Consider the following 19,990-nt stretch of genomic DNA (forward strand, 5'->3'; position numbering starts at 1 on the left):
CCCGTTACTCTCCATCCGCCCTTATTGTCATGCAATTTTTGCTGCCGCCGATCCGCAAGCCATTCTTCTTCGCCGGGGCAGCCTGCCTTGTGGCGTCGATGGCGCTTGCCGAACCGCTGCGGGGCGACCTGACGGAGAAAGATCGAAGCCGCGTGCTGGCCGTGACTGCGCCAACGGCGGATTTTACGGGGCCGGAACCTTTCGAAGCCATGTCCGGCGGCGCGACGACCAGCGTCAGCAAGGCCGACAGCGGCGCGTTTTCACACCCTTCCGCCACCATGCCGCTCGAACGGAAGCAGGATTTCAAGCTCGGCAATGCGCTGTTCCAGAAGCTCTGGGTCTCCTCTCCGTCCTCCACACAGGCCTCGGACGGTCTCGGGCCGCTCTTCAACGCTCGATCCTGCCAGACCTGCCATGTGAAGGATGGCAGGGGTCGACCGCCTCTTGCCGGAGAAGACGCCGTTTCGCTGTTTCTGCGGCTGGCGCGACCGGCACGTGATGAAGCCGAACGACAGGCCATTGCCAGTCACCAGGTCTTGAATTTTCCCGATGAGACCTATGGCCGGCAGCTTCAGAGCCTGGCCATTCCCGGCCTCGCCGCCGAGGGCAAACCGGTCATCGCCTATACGGAAGAGCCGGTTCAGGTGGCGGATGGCGAGGTGGCGATGCTGCGCAAGCCAGACTATGCCGTGGCGAACCTGCAATATGGTCCGCTTGGCGCCGACACGACGCTTTCGGCGCGCATTGCCATGCCCACCCTCGGTCTTGGCCTGATCGAGGCCATTGCCGAGGCCGATATTCTGGCGAAGGCCGACCCGGACGACAATGATGGCGACGGCATTGCCGGGCGTCCCGCATGGGTCAAAGACAATCGCACCGGCGAGGTGAAGCTCGGGCGGTTTGGCTGGAAAGCGCAGAATGCGAGCGTGCGAGACCAGAGCGCCAGCGCCTTCTCGCACGATATCGGCATTTCCACACCGGATGCGCCGAATGCCTATGGCGACTGTACCGGCGTCCAGAAGGACTGTCTTGCCATGCCGACAGGCGTGCAGGCCAGGCTCGGACCTGCGGAGGCGCCCGATCCGGTTCTCGATCTCGTGACCTTCTACACCGAAAACCTCGCCGTGCCGCGCCGCCGCAATGTCGATGATCCGACGGTCCTGCAGGGAAAGCAGCTTTTCTACGCCTCCGGCTGTACGGCCTGCCACACCCCGAAATTTGTCACTCGCCGCGACGCCGCCGACCCCATGCATTCTTTCCAGCTGATCTGGCCCTATTCCGATTTTCTGCTGCATGACATGGGCGAAGGACTTGCCGATGGCCAGCAGGTGGGCGAAGCCAGCGGACGGCAGTGGCGAACCCAGCCGCTCTGGGGCATCGGCCTGACGCAAAAGGTCAATGGCAACGGTTTTTACCTGCATGACGGGCGGGCGCGCAGCCTGACGGAAGCGATATTGTGGCACGGCGGCGAAGGGCAAAAAGCGCGCGACGCCTTTGCCGCCTTGCAAAAATCCGACCGGCAGGCTTTGCTGGCCTTTCTGGAGTCCCTTTGATGAAAAATGCCATGCGAAAAATTTCCGGCGTCATGTCCGTGCTGCTGCTTCTGACCACGCCGCCGGCGAGGGCGCAGGATGTGGAACTGATGCCGCCGCCGCCGCTCGACCCGGTTGAGGTGCGGGGTGTGATGGAAAAGGCGGTGAACGGCTTCATCCGTCCCGGCTATGATCGCTTCCGGCAGTCGGCGGAAACGCTGGAAGGCCGCATGAAAGCTTTCTGCACCGCTCCTTCCGAAACGACCGCAGCGGCGGCCAAGACTGCCTTTGTCGATACGGTGTCAAGCTGGTCGACCATCGAGATTGTGCGTGTCGGTCCTGTCATCGAGAAGAACCGTTTCGAACGCGTGCTTTATTACCCCGACAAGAAGGGTCTCGGGCTGAAACAGGTGCAGCGTTATCTCACCGAAAAGGATGAAAGCGTCACGAGTGCGGATGGCCTCAGCGGCAAGAGCGTTGCGGCGCAGGGCCTCGGCGCTCTTGAGTTCGTGCTTTACGGAACCGGAGCGGAAGAACTGCTCGACAGGAAGGGTGATTTCCGCTGCCGTTACGGTGCGGCCATCGCCGGCAATATCGCCAATGTGGCGGCGGAACTTTCCGACAGCTGGAATGCGCCTAACGGCGCGCAGAAAAACTGGACGCAGCCCGGAGCGGACAACCCCGCCTTTCGTGACGAGCGCGAGGCGCTTGTTGCCCTGCTCGGCATTCTCGTCCATGGCTCCGAAGCCATTCGCGATCAGCGGATCGAAACCTTCTACAAGGGACCGGACAAGGCAAGATTTCCCCGCACCGCCATTTATTGGCGCTCCGGCCTGACATGGCAAAGCATTTCCACCAATATCAAGGCGGTTCAGACCCTGCTGCACACGGCGGATATGGTCGAACTCGTACCGCCCGATCAACGCTCCATCGTCAACTCCATCGATTTCATCGCCAAATCGATGATCCGCGTTGCCGGGACCATCGATACAGATGTGCAAAAGGCGCTGAATCAGGACGATCAGCGCGCCAAGGTGGATTATCTGCTGCTCAATGGCAAAGACCTGATCTACCGCTTGAACGATCAATATGGCGGCGCCATCGGCCTCAGCTCCGGCTTTTCCTTCGCCGATGGGGACTGAGCCGATGATCTCCGGCACCAAACGGATGCTGATAGATCGGCGCAGCTTCATCAAAGCGGCGGGAGTTCCCTTCCTCGCCGCGCTGGCTCCCCGTTCACTTTATGCGCTTGAGCGGACAGACGCGGTCTTTGCCTCCGCCTTCCGCGCCCGCGACGGGTCCTACGGCATTGCGACGGTGAGCGAGCGCGGCGAGATCATCGACCGCGTCGCGCTTCCTGCCCGCGCCCATGGAATGGCGACGAGCCATGCGACCGGCATGACCGTGGCCTTTGCGCGCCGGCCCGGCACCTTCTTCATGGCCTTCGACCCCGCGCGGCGCGGCGAACCGATCGTGATGCACACGCCGGAAAACCGCCACTTCTACGGCCACGGGCAATTCTCCCCTGACGGGGCAATCCTCTATGCCAGCGAAAACGACTTCGACGGCAATCGCGGCGTTATCGGGCTCTATGACGCCCGCAACGGCTTTGCCCGCATCGGCGAATATGATGCTCATGGCATCGGTACGCATGACATGACGGTGAGCGATGACGGCCGGCTGATCGTGATCGCCAATGGCGGCATCGAAACCCATCCGGATTTCGGCCGAACCAAGCTCAATATCGACAATATGCAGCCGTCCCTTGTGCTTCTGGATGCGGCGACCGGGCTATTGATCCAGAAACACGCCATGCCGGAGCAGCTGCGGCAGCTTTCCACCCGCCATGTCGATCTCGGCGATGACGGGCGTATCTGGTTCGCTTGCCAATATGAGGGACCGCGCAACGATCTCCCGCCGCTTGTCGGCCATTTCTCCAAGGGTGAGGCTCTCACCTTTGTCGATCTGCCGGAAGAAACGACGGTGCGCCTTGCCAATTATGTCGGGGCCATTGCCGTCAACCGGCGCGATGGGCTGGTGGGCCTGACCTCGCCCAACGGCAACGCCGCCGTGACGCTGGATGCGAAAACCGGGCGCGTCGTTTCCGAGACGACCGTGCGGGAAGCGGCAGGCGTCGCGCCCGCCGCGAGAGGCATTGCGGTTTCTTCCTATGACGGCTTTTTCGAGACCCGGCGCAGCGACGTGGCGTGGGACCAGCACATCGTGCGTCTGTCCAGCTAAAATACTGAAAAGAAAGGGGAACAAAAGCCCGGCCGGCGCATTGGACGGATCATGAGAAACCTTGCCGTCTATGTCGTTTTTGTGGTTGCTGTTGTTGCCGTGGGGGGGCTGATCGGCGTCAACAATGTGCCCGGCGAATGGTATCAATCGCTGCAGAAGCCTTTCTTCAATCCGCCCAACTGGATTTTCGGACCCGTCTGGACCGTGCTTTACGTGCTGATCGGCATTGCCGGCGCACGGACATGGATCCGCAAGCCGATGGGAACGCGCATGCGGCTCTGGTTCACGCAGATGGTGCTGAACTTCCTGTGGTCTCCGATTTTTTTCGGAATGCAAAGCCCGGCGGGGGCGCTCATCATCATCATTCCGATGCTGATCTGCATCGTCGCCTTCGTGGCGCTCACCTACCGCCGTGACCGCATATCCATGTGGCTTTTCGTGCCCTATGCCGTATGGGTCGCCTTTGCCACGGTGTTGAATGCAAGCATCGGCATGTTGAACTAAATCCCCGCACCGCCCTTGCCTTGCCTGCCGCCGCACGCCATGTCAGTTTGCGATGAGGCAGAAGCAGGCAGGTAGGCCATGGAGATCACGGATCCCGGCGATTTTCGTCAGCGGATAGAAAGAAGCTTTGCGCGGCAGGGCGTAGTGCAGGCGATTAACGCCGAGATCAGCCGTATCGAACACCGGCTGGTGGAAATCGAACTCCCCTTTCATGAAAAGCTGACGCAGCAGCACGGCATATTGCATGCGGGCGTCATCGCCGCCGGTCTGGATACGGCCTGCACCTATGCCGCTTATACGATAATCGAGCCGGAAGCCTCGCTGCTGACCATCGAGTTCAAGGTCAACCTCATGTCGCCCGGGCGCGGCGAGCGGTTCCTGTTTCGCGGCGAGATCATCAAGCCAGGGAACAACCTGATCGTCGCCGATGGCCGCGCCTATGCGCTGTCCGACGGACCGGCGAAGCTGATCGCCTCCATGACGGGCACGATGATGGTGGTGAAGGGGCGCGAGGATATTACCGGATGAGCTACCGGCTTTTGCATGTTGCGGATAAATCCGTCCTCTTCGTCATGGCGGCTTCCCCCGAATACGGTCCCCATCTTCAGGCACGCATTGCGCCGCTGATGACCGGTATCGGCCCGGTCGAGGCGGCGATTGCGGTCACGGCCGTTCTTGCCGGTCTCGATGCGGCCGATCACCTGCCCGACCTCGTCGTTTCGCTCGGTTCCGCCGGTTCGCGGACGCTGGAGCAAACCGGCATCTATCAGGCGATTTCGGTTTCCTATCGCGACATGGACGCCTCCGCCTTCGGTTTCGAAAAGGGCTGCACGCCGCTGCTCGATCTGCCCGCCGAAGTGGCCTTGCCTTTGCGAATACCTGAAATTGCCGAGGCGCGGCTTTCCACGGGCGCCAATGTCGTTTCGGGCGAGGCCTACGGGCTGATCGACGCCGATATGGTGGAAATGGAAACCTTCGCGGTTTTAAGAGCCTGCCAGCGCTTCGGCGTACCGCTCGTCAGTCTGCGCGGCATTTCCGATGGCAAGGTGGATGTGAACCATGTGGACGACTGGACGGAGTACCTGCACATCATCGATGAAAAGCTGGCGGATGCCGTCCATCGGCTTTGCCGCGCCATCGAGGACGGCATGATTGCCCTTTAGAACCTCGCGATTTTCGCAAATTTCCGCTGTTTGACGCCCGCTTCCGGGTTGCCTAAAGCCGCCATTTTCTTTAAAGGCTCGCCATGACCCAGATAGCCCATCCCGACAGCATTCTCATCATCGATTTCGGCAGCCAGGTGACGCAGCTGATTGCGCGCCGCATCCGCGAAGCCGGGGTCTATTGCGAAATCCATCCGTTCCAGAATGCCGCAGAGGCATTCGAGAAGCTTCAGCCCAAGGGCGTGATCTTCTCCGGCGGCCCCGCATCTGTCACGGCGGAAGGAAGCCCGCGCGCACCGCAGGCGGTGTTCGACAGCAAGGTTCCGATCCTCGGCATCTGCTACGGCCAGCAGACGCTCTGCACGCAGCTCGGCGGTGTGGTCGAGGGTGGCCATGCGGCGGAATTCGGCCGCGCCGATATCGACATCAAGAAGGCAAGCCCGCTTTTCGAAGGCTTCTGGGAACAGGGCAAGAGCTACCCCGTCTGGATGAGCCATGGCGACCGCGTGACGAAGTTGCCGGAAGGTTTCGAGGTCATCGCAACCTCCGAGAACGCACCTTTCGCCATCGCCGCGGACGAGAAGCGTCACTACTACTCCACCATGTTCCACCCGGAAGTGGTGCATACGCCTGACGGCGGCAAGCTGCTGTCCAACTTCGTGCACAAGATCGTCGGGCTCAAATCCGACTGGACGATGGCGGCTTATCGCGCCGAAATGATCCGCAAGATCCGCGAACAGGTCGGCACCGGCCGCGTGCTCTGCGCGCTTTCCGGCGGCGTCGATTCCTCGGTTGCGGCCATCCTCATTCATGAGGCGATCGGCGACCAGCTCACCTGCGTTTACGTCGACCACGGCCTGATGCGGCTTGGCGAAAGCGAGCAGGTCGTCGGCATGTTCCGCGACCATTACAATATTCCGCTGGTGCATGTGGATGCCGCCGACCTGTTCCTCGGCGAACTGTCGGGCGTTTCCGATCCGGAAGTGAAGCGCAAGACCATCGGCCGCCTGTTCATCGAGGTCTTTGAGGCCGAAGCGGCCAAGATCGCCGCCGATGGCAAGGGCGCACCGAATTTCCTGGCGCAGGGCACGCTTTACCCTGACGTCATCGAAAGCGTCTCCTTCTCCGGCGGCCCGTCGGTCACCATCAAGAGCCACCACAATGTCGGCGGTCTTCCCGAGCGGATGAACATGCAGCTCGTCGAGCCGCTGCGCGAACTCTTCAAGGATGAAGTGCGTGCGCTCGGCCGTGAACTCGGCCTGCCGGACAGCTTCATCGGCCGCCACCCCTTCCCCGGTCCGGGCCTGGCAATCCGCTGCCCCGGTGCGATTACCCGTGAGAAGCTGGATATTCTGCGCAAGGCGGATGCGATCTATCTCGATGAAATCCGCAAGGCCGGTCTCTACGACACCATCTGGCAGGCTTTCGCCGTGCTGCTGCCGGTGCAGACCGTGGGCGTCATGGGCGATTACCGCACCTATGACTTCGTCTGCGCGCTTCGCGCCGTGACCTCGGTGGATGGCATGACGGCGGATTTCTATCCCTACGACATGAATTTCCTTGGCCGCGCGGCAACCCGCATCATCAACGAAGTACGCGGCATCAATCGCGTCGTCTATGACGTGACGAGCAAGCCGCCCGGCACGATCGAGTGGGAATAAGGACGATACTCGACACGGTCCTGTAAAGATGACGCCGCGACTAGTTCGCGGCGTTTCTGTTTTGTCGTGCGAGATAGATGATCTGGGCGGTCAGGCCGACCACGAGGATCGCCAGCAACCCTGCCTGAGCGCCAAGAAGCAGCGGCGATTTCAGGTCCGTAACCAGAGGGTGACCGTCTGGAACACGGCGCAGGATTTCGCTGACCGTCGGGACCATCAAAAGAAACGCACTGATGCTGAGACAGATGGTTTCAATATATCTGGCCATGCGCGTTGAACCCAGAACGCCTTCAATGCCGTAACCTGCGAGCAGGAACAGGATGGTCAGGACGCCAACGCCGTAACTGATCGGCTGATGCGCCACGAGGAAGACCGTCGCAGCGCCAATCAGCATGGAGACAAGATAAAGAGTGCCTGGCGCTGATCGGGGAACGATTCGACCGTGGCGGGCAAACATGTAAATGGCGACGGGAATGGCCGGCAGGCTTCCAAGCGTATGGATCCAGCCGAGCGGAGAAATTCCGAACATGAGAGATTGCCTTTCTCGTCCAGAAGGACGTGATGGTCCGGGAAGCAGACCGTCATCGACAAATCTGCCAGCTTGATAAGGTCTATTTTTTCGGTGGCGTGCCGCTCAGGTCATGCATCGAGCTCCCTCGCGAAACTGCGAGCTTAAGCGGTCATGCGCTCCAGCATGGGACGGGTTATTGCGCCAAAAGTCGTCGCATCACCATGGGCACGGGCGGAAAGCATCGCGCCGTGCACGGTGGCCATGAAGATTTCAGCATTCGCTCTGGCGGTCCCGCTCAGCACAAGGCGCCCCTGGGCAACGCCACGTTCCAGAACGGCGGTGAGCCAGTCGGAGAGACTTCGAAAATGCGCGCGCACTTCGAGAGCGACCGTTTCAGGAAGAACCGGAATCTCACTGGCGAGCAGAGCGCAGACGCAGAAGGGATGAGTGGCCTCGGCGATACAGCCCTCCCAATAGCCGATATAGGCGCGGAGCTGTTCGAGCGGGTCGGAAATGTTTCGCTCCAGTTCGGCGATACCGGCTTCGGCCTCCTGCCTGTATTGAGCGACAAGTTTTTGGACCAGATCGGACTTGCCGGGAAAGTGGTGGTGAATGCTCGCATTGCGAATGCCGACCACGGCGGAAATGTCGGCATAGCTGAAACTGTTGTAGCCGCCCTTTATGATCAGGGAGCGTGCGCAACGGAGGATTTCATCGGCCTTGGTTTGTGGATTTTTCATGAGAACTACCTACCAACTAGTAGGTAGAATGTCAACGCCAGGCGATTTTAGCCTATGACCGCTGACAAGAGCGTGCCGGAGACCGAATGCGCGTGACGGATATGGCGGGCCTATTCCAAGGCCGATGGCAGCTGATCCACGCCCCGAACCGAGGCCGCATCGTCCGTGTCCAGAAGCTCGTGTCATGCGGTTGACGAGCCACGACGCCGCTTGCACGTTTGACTTTGCGCCCTTTTTAGCCAGTATTTCGACCGTCCTTCGCAGAGCACCGTCGGTCCGGCACGGCTTTGGGCCGGTATCATACAGTCCGTTAGGGCAGGCTACGTTCGCCTGCAAAGGACAATGGGAGGAGCCCATCGATGACACACAATGTCGATCCGAAGCCAATGTCACGCGCGGCCGCGATCCTCTACGCCATTATTTCACCGCTCAGCCTGATGGCCGTGATCTTTCTGCCTGCGGGTCGGATCGGCTGGTGTCCGGGCTGGGTTTTCCTCGCGGTCGTCGTCGTCGCCTTTGGCCTTTCCGCGCTGGTATTGGCGCGTGTGAATCCGGTCATTTTCCGCGCGCGCAGCCGGTTCCAGCCGGGCACCAAGACATGGGACCTATTCCTCGTCACCGGAATCCTTCTCGCTTTTGCCGCTGAAATCCCGGTTGCGGCACTCGATGCCGCCCGGATGGGGTGGTCCGTCGTGCCGCTTTGGGCCATTCTGCTCGGGTATATCCTGCTCGTCGGCGGCATTGGGGTTACGGCATGGGCCCAGGCCGTCAATCCGTTCTTCGAGCCGGGTGTCCGCATCCAAAGCGAGCGCGGACAGCGAGTGATCACGTCGGGCCCATACGGTATCGTGCGCCACCCCGGCTACACGGCCGCAATCGCCATGTTCACTGGCATACCGCTCGCATTGGGTTCCTGGGCGGCTCTGCTCCCCGCCGCCTTGGCCATCGCCCTGCTGATCCTGCGCACCGGCTGGGAAGATCGTCTGCTCCAGGCCGAATTGCCCGGTTATGCTGATTATGCCCGTGAAAGGCGCTACCGGCTATTTCCCGGCATCTGGTAAGCGCCTAATGCTTTTGTTCTCTTTTTGTTCTTTTAATTATTGCCATTGGTGATAATATCCCGGCCCGGGCAAAGGCCGTGGAGCATCGCTATGGGTTTCGGGTTGGCAGATGAAGGAGGTTTAAGGCAGCTTTTCTTCGAAGGATGGGAGCCGGAGAAAATACGGCGTTTCAATCCGCGATTTAGCAGCAAGCTCTTGATCACGGTGAAACCGCCGGCAGCCCTGGCGGAACGAATTTTTGCCGATGCGTCGCACCATGCCGCAGGGCGGACGAAGCGTGAGGCCTATCCGCCGGAGCTTCTGCATATAACCCTGCTCTGTATCGGAGGTTTCGAGACCGTACCTCACGGGCTGGTAAAGAGGCTGAAAGCAGCGCTGGGGGAGATCAAGGCGCGGCCCGTTCCGATCACATTCGATGGAACATCGCTTTTCGGCAATCGCAACAGTCTGGCGCTACGCAGCAGCCGCGAGATGCAGGAACTTAAGGCTCTGGCGAAAATGGTGCAGCGCGCCCTGCGGCGGGCAAACCTGCCCTATGTCGCCGCATCGTCGTTTACGCCACATCTCACCGTTATCTACGGCTGCGGGAAAATTGAGCTTATGCCGGCTGACAAACCCTATAGCTGGCTGGCGGGGAGCTTCGAACTCGTTTTCAGCCACAATGGCGAAACACGGCATGAGTTGCTTGGGCGCTTCGCACTCTCGCCGAAAGCGGAGCGTTATGAACGGCCTGAAAGCCAGCTACATTTGCCGGAAAAAGTGATCGGACCTTCGAAACGGCCGACACAAAGGGCGTCGGTGCGATAACATACACCTGAAGCGGCATAGCGCTCCCACGCCTACAATTTTTCCGCATTCTCCATTGAGAATTATACGGAACCTTGTTGTGCGAATCCGACGCTTTTCGCGCCAGTCGCACATCCGCCGCGCCAGCCGAAAACCGATCCGGTTATCGATCCCGAGCGCAAGCGAGGCGCTATCGCCTCGCAACGGATAATGACCAGCTTAGAGCCGTACCTTGTCGAAAGCCTTGCCGTCGATGCCGAGGGCTTCGAGATCGGCGCGGGCGGGCTTGCGATGTGCGCGAACAGCGGCCGAAACCGAGAGCGCTGCACCGAGAACGGCGAAAGTTTCACCGAAGAAGTTACGCGATGTCTTTGCAACCTGACGCATTTTTCTCTCCATCTTTGATGCCCAGATAATGGGCATTTCCGGCCCATTCTACAACTCATGATGCAGCAGGGAAGCCATGCAGCTTTGCTCGCGCTCGTTTGGATATCAGCCATTGCGATTTTGCATGGCTTAAGCACCAGGACCGGGTATATGCGCAGGGCACTTCAGCAGGCGGGTTGAATAAGACGGATATTTTGTTATGCCGGAAGTGCTTTTAGAGACGAAGAGGCAGAAGGCATGACGGTCACGATTTACGGCATCAAGAACTGCGACACGATGAAGAAGGCCAGAAGCTGGCTGGAAGCCAACGGTGTCGACTATTCTTTCCATGACTATAAGGCGGCCGGTATCGACCGTGCCCATCTGGAAACATGGTGCGATGCCGCGTGCTGGGAAACGGTTCTCAACCGCGCCGGCACGACCTTCAAAAAACTCGACGACGGCCAGAAGACCGATCTCACCCGTGAAAAGGCCATCGAGCTGATGCTGGAACAGCCCTCCATGATCAAGCGTCCCGTGCTGGAAGCGAAGGACAGGATAACCGTCGGCTTCAAGCCGGAAATCTACCAGACCCTTTTTGCGTGAACGCAGCCCGCCATGTCCAAAACAACCCGTGCCACCCAAATGCTGACCAAGGCCGGCGTTGCCTTCACCACCGTCACCTATGATTACGACCCGAATGCCGACCGCATCGGCCTGCAGGCGGCCGAGGCGATCGGTGAGCCACCACATCTCGTCCTGAAAACGCTGATGGCGGAGCTGGATGGCAAACCGGTCTGCGTCGTCGTCCCTTCGGATCGCGAGGTCAGCATGAAGAAGCTGGCCGCCGCCTTCGGGGGCAAATCCGCCAGCATGATGAAGCCTGCCGATGCGGAGCGGGCCACCGGTTATCATGTCGGCGGCATCAGCCCTTTCGGGCAGAAGAAACAGGTGCCGACGGCCATCGAGGCCGGGGCCATGGCGCATGATTATGTCTACATGAATGGCGGGCAACGCGGCCTGCAGGTGAGGCTTTCGCCCCGCGATGCCCAAAGCGCGCTGAAGGCGATTGCCGCGCCGCTGGTCGCCGATTGAAGCGCAGGAGACGCGCCTGAAAGCATTTGGCTTTCGGAAGGAATGGGCTATGGTCGGCGCCTCCTATTGAAATAGACGAAGGCAGATCATGACCGTTTCCCCCATCGATCCCGTCAAACTCGAAAAACTGGCCGAAGTCGCCGTCAAGGTCGGCCTGCAATTGCAGAAGGATCAGGATCTGGTGATTACCGCACCGCTGGCGGCCCTGCCGCTGGTGCGATTTTTGACCAAACACGCCTATATGGCGGGTGGCGGGCTGGTCACCACCTTCTATTCTGACGAAGAAACCACGCTTGCCCGCTATCGCCACGCCAGCGACGCCAATTTCGACCGGGCTTCCGGCTGGCTTTATGAAGGCATGGCGAAAGCCTATGCCAATGGCGCGGCGCGGCTGGCGATTGCCGGCGACAACCCCATGCTGCTGGCCGAACAGGACCCCGCCAAGGTAGCCCGCGCCAACAAGGCCAACTCCACGGCCTACAAGCCGGCGCTGGAGAAGATTTCCAATTTCGACATCAACTGGAACATCATCTCCTATCCGAACCCCTCCTGGGCAAAGCAGGTCTTCCCCGGTCTCGCGGAAGACGAAGCGGTCCGCAAGCTTGCCGATGCCATCTTCGCCGCATCGCGGGTGGATCTGGCCGATCCGGTCGCGGCATGGGCCGAGCACAATGCCAATCTCGCCAAACGTTCGGCATGGCTGAACGGCGAGCGCTTCTCTGCGCTGCATTTCACCGGCCCCGGCACGGATGTGAAGATCGGCCTGGCGGACGGCCATGAATGGCATGGCGGCGCCTCCACCGCCAAGAATGGCGTGACCTGCAACCCGAATATCCCGACGGAAGAAGTCTTCACCACCCCGCATGCGCTGCGTGTCGACGGTTACGTCTCCAGCACCAAGCCGCTCTCGCATCAGGGAACGCTGATCGACGACATCCAGGTGAAGTTCGAAGCCGGCCGCATCGTCGAAGCCAAGGCTTCGAAGGGCGAAGCGGTGCTGAACAAGGTGCTCGACACCGACGAGGGCGCACGGCGTCTCGGCGAAGTGGCGCTGGTGCCGCATTCCTCGCCGATCTCGGCAAGCGGTATCCTGTTCTACAATACGCTGTTCGATGAAAACGCCTCCTGCCACATTGCGCTTGGCCAATGCTATTCGAAATGCTTCCTCGACGGCGCTTCGCTGTCGCAAGATCAGATCAAGGCGCAGGGCGGCAACTCAAGCCTGATCCATATCGACTGGATGATCGGTTCCGACAAAGTGGATATTGACGGTGTGAAGCCGGACGGCTCCACGGTTCCGGTGATGCGCAAGGGCGAATGGGCCTGACGACACCTATCTCGGCAACTGGCTGCGCTGACTGAGCCAGATGCTGAAAAGCACCGCAACGAAACCGGCGATCTGCGCTGGCGTAAGGCTTTGGCCGAGCGCCAGCCAGCCGAGCAGGGTTGCAACGACCGGGCTTAGAAAACCGAGCGATGCGGCGGCGGAAGGTTCGATGCGGGCAAGCCCGCGAAACCACAGAAAATAGGTCAGAGCGGCACCGATAAGTCCCAGATAGGCCATGCCGAGAATATTGGCCGCTGTCGGCGTCGGCAGGGCCGGTTCCAGGAAATAGGCGACCGGCAGCAACAGAAGGCCGCCCGCCGTCAATTGCCAGGCGGTAAACGTGAGGTTCGACACCGGCGGCCGCCACTTACGGGTCAGCACCGTTCCAAAAGCCATGGAGACGGCACCGGCAAGACCTGCAGCCACACCGATACCATCCAGCGCAGCGCCCGGCGCCAGAACCAGAAGCGCAACGCCGACAATGCCGAGAAAACCGGCCGCGATGGCCAGCGGCCGGACGGGTGCGGCGAGAAACAGCCGGGAAAGGCCAATCACGATCAGGGGCTGGACTGCGCCCACCGTCGCCGCCACGCCGCCCGGCAGCCGATAGGCCGACACGAAAAGCATCGCCCAGAAGAACGAGAAATTCAGCGCTCCGAGAATGAAGCTGCGCGGCCACCAGATACCGTGCGGCAGCTTTCTTACGAAAAGCAGCAAAAGCACGCCGGCCGGCAATGCGCGCAGCATTGCGACATGAAAGGGATAGCCGTGCGGCAAAAATTCGGTCGTCACGAAATAGGTGGTTCCCCAGATGGCGGGGGCAAGGGCGGTCACCAGCACATCGGCGGCATAGGTCGTATTTTTCTTCATTTCAAGAATCTCTATATCAAGATAAATGCAATCTAGCCGATTTTATCTTGACGTCAAGACATCAATTGTTATGCCTTGGTGATGAGCAAAGAACCGTTGGACCACGTCGATCACATTCTGGCGCAATGGCGCAGGGAACGGCCCGATCTCGATGTCGGCCCCATGGGGCTGCTCGGGCGCCTGAACCGTCTCACCACCCATCTCGGCCGGGAGGTGGAGGCGGTGCTGCTGAAGCACGGGCTTTCCTCTTCCGCTTTCGATGTGCTGGCGACATTGCGGCGCTCCGGCTCGCCTTACCGGCTTTCCCCCGGCGATCTTTTGGCCATGACGATGGTGAGTTCCGGCACCATGACCAACCGGATCGACCAGCTCGAGAAAGCCGGACTGGTGGAGCGTATCCATAACCCGAACGACCGGCGCAGCGTCCTGATATTGTTGACGGAGCGGGGGTTTGCCATTGTCGAGGAAGCGGCAGGCGCTCACGTCGAAAACCAGCACCGCCTGGTCGCCGGTCTCAGCGAAGAAGAGCGCGTGACGCTGAACCGGCTGCTGAAACGGTTTTTGCGGGATTTCGAAGAATAGGCTTTTCGGCCCGACAAACACACAATGGCTCCGTGATGGCGCTTGTTTCGCTCCAAAAAATCCTGTAAGCAATTTTCCATAAACCTGTACTACAGGTTGGAGGAAAAATGTTAACTGCCATTTCGCATGAATCCGGTCTCGTCAGCAGCACGATCGGCGCTATCACCCGCCATATCCGCGAAAACGAACTTGCACCGGGAGCGAAGCTCCCCAGCGAGCTTTCGCTCTCGCAGCAGCTCGGTGTCTCCCGTACCGTCGTTCGGGAAGCTTTCCGTTCTCTGTCGGCCATGCGGCTGATCGACGTAAGCGCCGGCAAGCGCGCGACGGTGGCGACGCTGGATCACGGTGCAATGTCATTGATGTTCGAACATGGCATTCACACCGAACAGATCAACATTCAGCAGATCTACGATGTGCGCCGCACGATCGAAGTCAGAACCGTAGCTCTGGCGGCACTGAGGCGCACGGATGCGGAAGCGCTCACCATTCTCGACCATGCCAACAATATGGAGCGGGATTTCGGCGACAACGACAAGGTCATGGAACACGACCTCGCTTTTCACATCGCCGTTGCCAGGGCCTCCAAGAACCCGGTTTTCGAACTCATTCTCGGCGCTTTCCAGAACGTGACGCGCCAGACATGGCCGATCGGCTGGAAAAGCCGCACATCCGATGCGCAGCGCCATGCCGCAAGCGAGCTTCACATCGCCATCGGACAGGCCATTGCCGCCGGCGATCCGCAAACGGCTTCAACACTGATGGCGCGGCATTTCGATGAAAGCGTGCACGCGCTTCTGGCGGCCGGCATCGCCTGATTTTTCAAACACGGTTCCAGACGGAACACGACCTGCCTCTGGAGGAGGAGACACTTCATGAAAATCACAAAACTAGAGACCGTCCGCGTGGCGGAACGGACGAACTTGCTCTGGGTTCTGGTCCATACGGATGAGGGCATTACCGGGCTCGGCGAAACCTTCTTCGGAGCGGAGACGGTGGAGACCTATGTGCATGAATATATCGCCCCCCGCGTGATCGGGCGCGATCCGCTGCAGATCGACCTTCTGGCGCAAGACCTCGTCGGTTATCTCGGCTTCCGTTCATCGGGCGCGGAAGTGCGCGGCAATTCAGCCTTCGATATTGCGCTGTGGGATATTTTCGGCAAGGCCACAAATCAGCCCATCGCCCAGCTGCTCGGCGGTTTCAGCCGCAAGGAAATTCGCACCTACAATACCTGCGCGGGCACCGAATATATCAAGAAGGCCACCGGGCAGCAGACGGCTAATTATGGCCTCTCCAGCGGCAAGGATTACGACGACCTCAACGGCTTCCTGCACCGCGCTGACGAGCTTGCCCATTCGCTGCTGGAAGAGGGCATCACGGCCATGAAGATCTGGCCGTTCGATGCGGCGGCGGAAAAGACGCGCGGGCAATATATCTCGATGCCGGACCTGAAAAGCGCGCTTGAGCCTTTCGAAAAAATCCGCAAGGCGGTGGGCGACAGGATGGATATCATGGTGGAGTTTCACTCCATGTGGCAGCTTCTGCCCGCCATGCAGATAGCCAAGGCGCTCACTCCCTACCAGACCTTCTGGCATGAAGACCCGATTAAGATGGACAGTCTTTCCAGCCTGGCGCGTTATGCCGCCGTTTCGCCTGCACCCATTTCCGCCTCGGAAACGCTCGGTTCACGCTGGGCCTTCCGCGATCTGCTGGAGACAGGTGCTGCCGGTGTGGTGATGCTGGACATCAGCTGGTGCGGCGGGCTTTCGGAGGCGCGCAAGATCGCTTCGATGGCGGAAGCCTGGCATCTGCCGGTCGCCCCGCATGATTGCACCGGGCCGGTGGTGCTCTGCGCCTCCACCCATCTGTCGCTCAACGCGCCGAACGCGCTGGTGCAGGAAAGCGTGCGCGCCTTCTATAAAACCTGGTATCGCGATCTCGTCACCGCATTGCCTGAGGTGAAGAACGGCATGATAACCGTGCCGCCGGGCGCCGGCCTTGGCATGGAACTGCATCCCGATATCGAAAAGACCTTCACCGTCAGCCGGCGTTTTTCGGATGCGACGTCGATCTGATCAGAACAGGCTGCCCTGATTGCCCGGATCGGAAGAAGCCGGTTTCGCCGGCTTCTTTTTTGGTACTATGGGGTTATCAGGGGACGGCGCCCCCTCCCCCGTCGTGATGGCCGAGACGCGGCCATCAGCAAATTCCATCGAGATCATAGCACCTGAAGCGACAGCGGCAGCGCGGGTCAGCGGCCGGTTCTCCTCGTCGCGGATCACGGCATAACCGCGTTTCAGCACGTTTTTATAAGAGAGCGATTGCAGGATGCGGTCATGGGCGGCAAGGCCTGCGCGGTTCTGCGCCATGCGGTGCAATACGGCGGTATCGGCCCGGCGCGCGCCGGTGACGACCCGCTCCTTCTGCCGCTCCACCTGGCCAAGCAGCCGGGCGGGAAGCGAACGCAGCGCGGAATCGAAGGCATCGACACGGCCTTTTCCTTGCAGCAGACGGCGCTCCACCAGGGTTTCGGCCCGGTGCATGCGCTCGGTAATCCGTTGCCTGTGCTGTTTGAGACCGTTCAGCAGGGTTTCCGGCCTGAGACCCGAGGCGAATCGCTCAAAGGCGCGGCGCTTGTTGAGGGTTGTCAATTCCAGTCCACGCCCGAGACCGCTCGCGGCCTCGTCGAACCTGCGGCGCGGCAGGGCCAGAAGCTGATCGAGCGACGGCAGCGCGCGCACCAGCGCCCGCACACCCTGACGGCGATTGTCCATCTGCCGCGATACCGAGCCTGAAAGACGCGCGGCAAGGCCGGAAAGCTGCGCTTCCAGTTCCGCACGCACCGGCACGGCCATTTCGGCGGCCCCCGTCGGGGTCGGCGCACGCACATCGGCGGCGTAGTCGATCAAGGTCGTATCAGTCTCGTGTCCGACGGCGGAAATCAGCGGAATTTCGCTTTCGGCAGCAGCGCGTACGACGATTTCGTCGTTGAAGCTCCAGAGGTCCTCCAGACTGCCGCCGCCGCGCGCGACGATCAGTACGTCGGGCCGCGCAATCTCACCGCCGGGCTGAAGCGCGTTGAAACCGCGAATGGCGTTCGCCACCTCCTCGCCCGAACCTTCCCCCTGCACCTTGACCGGCCAGACGACCACATGGACCGGAAAGCGATCCGAAATGCGGTGAAGAATATCGCGAATGACAGCGCCCGTGGGCGAAGTGACGACGCCGATGACATGCGGCATGAAGGGCAGCCGGCGCTTGCGGGCCGCATCGAACAGCCCTTCCGCCGCCAGACGCCGGCGACGATCTTCGAGAAGCGCCATCAGCGCGCCGGCGCCGGCAGGCTCGAGGCTTTCTATGACGATCTGGTATTTCGACGAGCCGGGAAAGGTTGTGACCTTGCCGGTGGCGATGACTTCCATGCCCTCTTCCGGGCGGAACTTCAGCCGCGAGAAGGTGCCTTTCCAGATCACCGCATCGATGCGGGCGCGGTCGTCCTTCAGCGAGAAATAGGCGTGTCCGGAAGAATGGGGCCCACGATAACCGGAAATCTCGCCGCGCACCCGCACCTGCTCGAAAGCCGTCTCCACCGTACGCTTGATGGAACCCGACAGTTCAGAGACCGAGAACTCGGCAAGATTGCTCAATGCTGCGTGGGAGAAGATATCGCTCATGCCCGTTTGTAACCAAAACCCGTCGATTCGGAAATGCCGGCGCCGGCCAGCCTCATTTTAACGGCGATGAAACCATATCCTCAACTAACGAGTTTGGAAAATGGGGATTGGAGGAGGAAACAAGGGTTCGTTAGGGAAAACGGCGTTACGTCTTGCCCCAGGCCCGACAACCAAAGAGGAGGCGGCATCATGATTTTTCTTACCGCCACAGCGCTCGGCGTAACCGCAGTTGCGCTCCGTTCGGTTTTCAGCATCGTTTTCATCTGCATGATGATTATCGGTGCCTATGGCGTGGCGATTGCACTTTCTTCCACGGCCGTGCCCTTGATGTCGCTGCTTCTGGCGCTCGCCGGTTACAATTTCGGTGTCGTGGGTGTCGTCCTCGGCCTTGTGGTGCTGCAGCGCCCGCGTTCCACCCAGCCAACCCTCTAAAAGCCCACGGTCTTGAAGCCTCCGCACTTTGCGCTGACCGAAACATGCGGACTGGCCGCCGACCTTGCCGTTACCTGTCTGCTTATTTTCTATCTCGGCGTCGATCCGCTGGCCGCCCGCTTGCCGGGCGCGGCAACGGGGCTTGCAACAAGCTGGCGGCTGAACCGTGCAAATGGTGAGGCATCGGCCAGGCTGAACAGCTTTCTGATGAATGCCGTCACACTCACCTCACGTATCGTCAGCGTCGGGCTGTTTGCCCTGCTGCAATGGCGCAACCCGCTGGTACAGCCGCTCGTCCCGCTTGCCTTTTCAATAATCGCAGCACTGGCGCTGGCGCTCTACGGCTATTGGCGGCTTCAAAAGCAACGGCAAGATCAGGACTAAACCGTCTCCCAGCCATCCTTTTCCGCTGCCCGGTAGATAGCGTCGATGAAAAGCTGGTTCTTTCTCGAGCTTTCCAGCGTAACCACGTCGCCCTCGCCCTTCGCCGCACGGGCAAAGGCCTCCGCCTCCAGCTTATATTGGCGGCTATCCTGAAACCGGAATATTTGCGACTGGTTATGGGCCTGATTGGTCAGTTCGATCTCTTCCGCACCCCAGCGATTGGCGTTGAAGGGAGACTTGACCTCAATGTACCCCTCAGTGCCATGGAAAACCATGAGCTGACGGGCGGCCAGCTGTGTGGCCAGATAAAAACTCAGTTCGAAATCGCCGAAATCGGCCCTGACACTGGAATAGATATCCGTACCGAATTCCTTATCGCGCTCGACGGTGGCCTGTACGCGCCGGGGCTCCGCGCCGGTAGCGAAGCGGGTAACGATGGTCGGGTAAACGCCGATATCCGGCAGGGCGCCGCCACCCAGTTCGGGAATATTGCGCATATTGCCGGGATCGCGGTTGAAATAGCTGAAAGCGCCCTGAACATGCTTCAGTGTGCCTATCGCGCCGGATGCCAGCAATTCCTTCACCTTCTCCCAGACGGGCGCATAGGTGACCATGAAGGCTTCCGAGACGATAACACGGTTGCGGTCACGCGCGGCGATGAGGGTGTCGATCTCCCCCGCCTTCAATGCAATCGGCTTTTCACACAAAACATTCTTGCCTGCATCGGCGGCCTTGATGGTCCATTCCACATGCTGCGAGGTCGGAAGCGGAATATAGACGGCGTCGATGACATCCGAGGCCAGCATCTCCTCATAAGAGCCGAAGGCGTGTGGCACGGAAAAACGATCCGCCACCGCGCGGGCCTTGGCATGGTCACGGCTGGCGATGGCGCTGACCACGCAGTTCTGCGCATCCTGTATCGCCGGAATGACGTGATCCTGAGCGATTTTCGCCGTTGAGATTATTCCGAAGCGCAGCATTCCGTTCTCCCGCTCTGCCATCCATCGGAAACTTACCATCGTCACACGGTCTGGCAAGCCGCAGATGAATGACAGAATAAT

General features: G+C 60.3%; 23 protein-coding genes. 17 read left to right on the top strand and 6 right to left on the bottom strand.

Annotation, left to right across the window (positions count from 1 at the left end):
* The first annotated feature begins 29 nt into the window (after window positions 1-29).
* The 7 genes from I3J13_RS04665 (at window position 30) to guaA (ending at window position 7,101) form a co-directional block, all read left to right on the top strand.
* Window positions 30-1,553: a di-heme oxidoreductase family protein gene (locus tag I3J13_RS04665; RefSeq protein WP_196378120.1), complete on the top strand. Its 1,524-nt coding sequence runs from the start codon at window positions 30-32 to the stop codon at window positions 1,551-1,553.
* Window positions 1,553-2,674, top strand: coding sequence for an imelysin family protein (locus I3J13_RS04670; protein ID WP_196378121.1), 1,122 nt, complete (start codon window positions 1,553-1,555; stop codon window positions 2,672-2,674). The genes I3J13_RS04665 and I3J13_RS04670 overlap by 1 nt, the downstream gene beginning before the upstream one ends.
* A gap of 4 nt (window positions 2,675-2,678) precedes the next feature.
* Window positions 2,679-3,773 carry a DUF1513 domain-containing protein gene (locus I3J13_RS04675; protein ID WP_196378122.1) on the top strand — a complete coding sequence of 365 codons (1,095 nt, stop codon included), beginning with the start codon at window positions 2,679-2,681 and terminating at the stop codon, window positions 3,771-3,773.
* A 51-nt stretch (window positions 3,774-3,824) separates the two neighbouring features.
* Window positions 3,825-4,277 (top strand): TspO/MBR family protein, encoded by a 453-nt coding sequence (locus I3J13_RS04680; RefSeq protein ID WP_196378123.1) that lies wholly within the window; start codon window positions 3,825-3,827, stop codon window positions 4,275-4,277.
* Between the two features lie 78 nt (window positions 4,278-4,355).
* Window positions 4,356-4,805, top strand: a complete 450-nt coding sequence (locus I3J13_RS04685) for a PaaI family thioesterase (protein WP_003520131.1) — start codon at window positions 4,356-4,358, stop codon at window positions 4,803-4,805.
* Window positions 4,802-5,440, top strand: a complete 639-nt coding sequence (locus I3J13_RS04690) for a 5'-methylthioadenosine/S-adenosylhomocysteine nucleosidase (protein WP_196378124.1) — start codon at window positions 4,802-4,804, stop codon at window positions 5,438-5,440. The genes I3J13_RS04685 and I3J13_RS04690 overlap by 4 nt, the downstream gene beginning before the upstream one ends.
* 83 nt (window positions 5,441-5,523) lie before the next feature.
* Window positions 5,524-7,101: a glutamine-hydrolyzing GMP synthase gene (gene guaA / locus I3J13_RS04695; protein WP_003520133.1), complete on the top strand. Its 1,578-nt coding sequence runs from the start codon at window positions 5,524-5,526 to the stop codon at window positions 7,099-7,101.
* Between the two features lie 40 nt (window positions 7,102-7,141).
* On the opposite strand, the gene I3J13_RS04700 is transcribed toward guaA, so the two are convergent.
* Together I3J13_RS04700 and I3J13_RS04705 are read right to left on the bottom strand one after the other, a co-directional pair.
* A complete protein-coding gene (locus I3J13_RS04700) occupies window positions 7,142-7,630 on the bottom strand; it encodes a hypothetical protein (protein ID WP_196378125.1) in 489 nt (162 codons plus the stop codon).
* A 143-nt stretch (window positions 7,631-7,773) separates the two neighbouring features.
* Window positions 7,774-8,352 (bottom strand): TetR/AcrR family transcriptional regulator, encoded by a 579-nt coding sequence (locus I3J13_RS04705; RefSeq protein WP_196378126.1) that lies wholly within the window; start codon window positions 8,350-8,352, stop codon window positions 7,774-7,776.
* Between the two features lie 359 nt (window positions 8,353-8,711).
* Here I3J13_RS04705 and I3J13_RS04710 point away from each other — a divergent pair, with 359 nt between their 5' ends.
* Both I3J13_RS04710 and I3J13_RS04715 read left to right on the top strand, forming a co-directional pair.
* Window positions 8,712-9,413 (top strand): methyltransferase family protein, encoded by a 702-nt coding sequence (locus I3J13_RS04710; RefSeq protein WP_196378127.1) that lies wholly within the window; start codon window positions 8,712-8,714, stop codon window positions 9,411-9,413.
* Between the two features lie 90 nt (window positions 9,414-9,503).
* Window positions 9,504-10,220: a 2'-5' RNA ligase family protein gene (locus I3J13_RS04715; RefSeq protein ID WP_196378128.1), complete on the top strand. Its 717-nt coding sequence runs from the start codon at window positions 9,504-9,506 to the stop codon at window positions 10,218-10,220.
* Between the two features lie 198 nt (window positions 10,221-10,418).
* On the opposite strand, the gene I3J13_RS04720 is transcribed toward I3J13_RS04715, so the two are convergent.
* Window positions 10,419-10,586, bottom strand: a complete 168-nt coding sequence (locus I3J13_RS04720; RefSeq protein ID WP_196378129.1) for a hypothetical protein — start codon at window positions 10,584-10,586, stop codon at window positions 10,419-10,421.
* Between the two features lie 237 nt (window positions 10,587-10,823).
* On the opposite strand from I3J13_RS04720, the gene I3J13_RS04725 reads away from it, so the two are divergent.
* The 3 genes from I3J13_RS04725 to I3J13_RS04735 all read left to right on the top strand — a co-directional run bounded on the left by I3J13_RS04725 (window position 10,824) and on the right by I3J13_RS04735 (window position 12,987).
* Window positions 10,824-11,171 carry an ArsC family reductase gene (locus tag I3J13_RS04725; RefSeq protein WP_196378130.1) on the top strand — a complete coding sequence of 116 codons (348 nt, stop codon included), beginning with the start codon at window positions 10,824-10,826 and terminating at the stop codon, window positions 11,169-11,171.
* Window positions 11,172-11,183: 12 nt separating this feature from the next.
* The gene (ybaK, locus tag I3J13_RS04730; RefSeq protein ID WP_020812408.1) at window positions 11,184-11,660 is read left to right on the top strand and encodes a Cys-tRNA(Pro) deacylase; all 477 of its coding nucleotides are present in this window, start codon (window positions 11,184-11,186) and stop codon (window positions 11,658-11,660) included.
* A gap of 88 nt (window positions 11,661-11,748) precedes the next feature.
* Window positions 11,749-12,987 carry an aminopeptidase gene (locus I3J13_RS04735; RefSeq protein WP_142780054.1) on the top strand — a complete coding sequence of 413 codons (1,239 nt, stop codon included), beginning with the start codon at window positions 11,749-11,751 and terminating at the stop codon, window positions 12,985-12,987.
* A 6-nt stretch (window positions 12,988-12,993) separates the two neighbouring features.
* Here the strand turns inward: I3J13_RS04735 and pecM are convergent, their stop codons facing one another.
* Complete coding sequence (gene pecM, locus I3J13_RS04740) at window positions 12,994-13,857, bottom strand: 4-hydroxybenzaldehyde efflux transporter PecM (protein ID WP_127756734.1); 864 nt, start codon at window positions 13,855-13,857, stop codon at window positions 12,994-12,996.
* A gap of 81 nt (window positions 13,858-13,938) precedes the next feature.
* On the opposite strand from pecM, the gene I3J13_RS04745 reads away from it, so the two are divergent.
* The 3 genes from I3J13_RS04745 to I3J13_RS04755 all read left to right on the top strand — a co-directional run bounded on the left by I3J13_RS04745 (window position 13,939) and on the right by I3J13_RS04755 (window position 16,514).
* Complete coding sequence (locus tag I3J13_RS04745) at window positions 13,939-14,439, top strand: MarR family winged helix-turn-helix transcriptional regulator (RefSeq protein ID WP_196378131.1); 501 nt, start codon at window positions 13,939-13,941, stop codon at window positions 14,437-14,439.
* A 107-nt stretch (window positions 14,440-14,546) separates the two neighbouring features.
* Window positions 14,547-15,254 carry a FadR/GntR family transcriptional regulator gene (locus I3J13_RS04750; RefSeq protein WP_196378132.1) on the top strand — a complete coding sequence of 236 codons (708 nt, stop codon included), beginning with the start codon at window positions 14,547-14,549 and terminating at the stop codon, window positions 15,252-15,254.
* Between the two features lie 57 nt (window positions 15,255-15,311).
* A complete protein-coding gene (locus I3J13_RS04755; protein WP_196378133.1) occupies window positions 15,312-16,514 on the top strand; it encodes a mandelate racemase/muconate lactonizing enzyme family protein in 1,203 nt (400 codons plus the stop codon).
* Here the strand turns inward: I3J13_RS04755 and xseA are convergent, their stop codons facing one another.
* Window positions 16,515-18,113, bottom strand: a complete 1,599-nt coding sequence (xseA, locus tag I3J13_RS04760; protein WP_196378134.1) for an exodeoxyribonuclease VII large subunit — start codon at window positions 18,111-18,113, stop codon at window positions 16,515-16,517. It lies immediately after the preceding gene.
* Window positions 18,114-18,302: 189 nt separating this feature from the next.
* Between xseA and I3J13_RS04765 the strand changes: the two genes are divergently transcribed.
* Window positions 18,303-18,545: a hypothetical protein gene (locus I3J13_RS04765; RefSeq protein WP_196378135.1), complete on the top strand. Its 243-nt coding sequence runs from the start codon at window positions 18,303-18,305 to the stop codon at window positions 18,543-18,545.
* A 12-nt stretch (window positions 18,546-18,557) separates the two neighbouring features.
* On the top strand, window positions 18,558-18,929 hold the full coding sequence (locus tag I3J13_RS04770) for a hypothetical protein (RefSeq protein ID WP_196378136.1): 372 nt from the start codon (window positions 18,558-18,560) through the stop codon (window positions 18,927-18,929).
* Here the strand turns inward: I3J13_RS04770 and I3J13_RS04775 are convergent.
* The gene (locus I3J13_RS04775) at window positions 18,926-19,909 is read right to left on the bottom strand and encodes a Gfo/Idh/MocA family protein (protein ID WP_196378137.1); all 984 of its coding nucleotides are present in this window, start codon (window positions 19,907-19,909) and stop codon (window positions 18,926-18,928) included. The two genes, I3J13_RS04770 and I3J13_RS04775, sit on opposite strands and share 4 nt — an antisense overlap.
* Window positions 19,910-19,990 lie beyond the last annotated feature (81 nt).

It is taken from the genome of Agrobacterium leguminum (assembly GCF_015704895.1).
Classification (GTDB): Bacteria; Pseudomonadota; Alphaproteobacteria; order Rhizobiales; family Rhizobiaceae; genus Agrobacterium; species Agrobacterium leguminum.

Excerpts from the sequence above, each read along its gene's own strand:
- I3J13_RS04665 (WP_196378120.1), top strand. The coding sequence starts at position 30 with ATGCAATTTTTGCTGCCGCCGATCCGCAAGCCATTCTTCTTCGCCGGG.
- I3J13_RS04670 (WP_196378121.1), top strand. The coding sequence starts at position 1,553 with ATGAAAAATGCCATGCGAAAAATTTCCGGCGTCATGTCCGTGCTGCTG.
- I3J13_RS04675 (WP_196378122.1), top strand. The coding sequence starts at position 2,679 with ATGATCTCCGGCACCAAACGGATGCTGATAGATCGGCGCAGCTTCATC.
- I3J13_RS04680 (WP_196378123.1), top strand. The coding sequence starts at position 3,825 with ATGAGAAACCTTGCCGTCTATGTCGTTTTTGTGGTTGCTGTTGTTGCC.
- I3J13_RS04685 (WP_003520131.1), top strand. The coding sequence starts at position 4,356 with ATGGAGATCACGGATCCCGGCGATTTTCGTCAGCGGATAGAAAGAAGC.
- I3J13_RS04690 (WP_196378124.1), top strand. The coding sequence starts at position 4,802 with ATGAGCTACCGGCTTTTGCATGTTGCGGATAAATCCGTCCTCTTCGTC.
- guaA (WP_003520133.1), top strand. The coding sequence starts at position 5,524 with ATGACCCAGATAGCCCATCCCGACAGCATTCTCATCATCGATTTCGGC.
- I3J13_RS04700 (WP_196378125.1), bottom strand. The coding sequence starts at position 7,630 with ATGTTCGGAATTTCTCCGCTCGGCTGGATCCATACGCTTGGAAGCCTG.
- I3J13_RS04705 (WP_196378126.1), bottom strand. The coding sequence starts at position 8,352 with ATGAAAAATCCACAAACCAAGGCCGATGAAATCCTCCGTTGCGCACGC.
- I3J13_RS04710 (WP_196378127.1), top strand. The coding sequence starts at position 8,712 with ATGACACACAATGTCGATCCGAAGCCAATGTCACGCGCGGCCGCGATC.
- I3J13_RS04715 (WP_196378128.1), top strand. The coding sequence starts at position 9,504 with ATGGGTTTCGGGTTGGCAGATGAAGGAGGTTTAAGGCAGCTTTTCTTC.
- I3J13_RS04720 (WP_196378129.1), bottom strand. The coding sequence starts at position 10,586 with ATGCGTCAGGTTGCAAAGACATCGCGTAACTTCTTCGGTGAAACTTTC.
- I3J13_RS04725 (WP_196378130.1), top strand. The coding sequence starts at position 10,824 with ATGACGGTCACGATTTACGGCATCAAGAACTGCGACACGATGAAGAAG.
- ybaK (WP_020812408.1), top strand. The coding sequence starts at position 11,184 with ATGTCCAAAACAACCCGTGCCACCCAAATGCTGACCAAGGCCGGCGTT.
- I3J13_RS04735 (WP_142780054.1), top strand. The coding sequence starts at position 11,749 with ATGACCGTTTCCCCCATCGATCCCGTCAAACTCGAAAAACTGGCCGAA.
- pecM (WP_127756734.1), bottom strand. The coding sequence starts at position 13,857 with ATGAAGAAAAATACGACCTATGCCGCCGATGTGCTGGTGACCGCCCTT.
- I3J13_RS04745 (WP_196378131.1), top strand. The coding sequence starts at position 13,939 with ATGAGCAAAGAACCGTTGGACCACGTCGATCACATTCTGGCGCAATGG.
- I3J13_RS04750 (WP_196378132.1), top strand. The coding sequence starts at position 14,547 with ATGTTAACTGCCATTTCGCATGAATCCGGTCTCGTCAGCAGCACGATC.
- I3J13_RS04755 (WP_196378133.1), top strand. The coding sequence starts at position 15,312 with ATGAAAATCACAAAACTAGAGACCGTCCGCGTGGCGGAACGGACGAAC.
- xseA (WP_196378134.1), bottom strand. The coding sequence starts at position 18,113 with ATGAGCGATATCTTCTCCCACGCAGCATTGAGCAATCTTGCCGAGTTC.
- I3J13_RS04765 (WP_196378135.1), top strand. The coding sequence starts at position 18,303 with ATGATTTTTCTTACCGCCACAGCGCTCGGCGTAACCGCAGTTGCGCTC.
- I3J13_RS04775 (WP_196378137.1), bottom strand. The coding sequence starts at position 19,909 with ATGCTGCGCTTCGGAATAATCTCAACGGCGAAAATCGCTCAGGATCAC.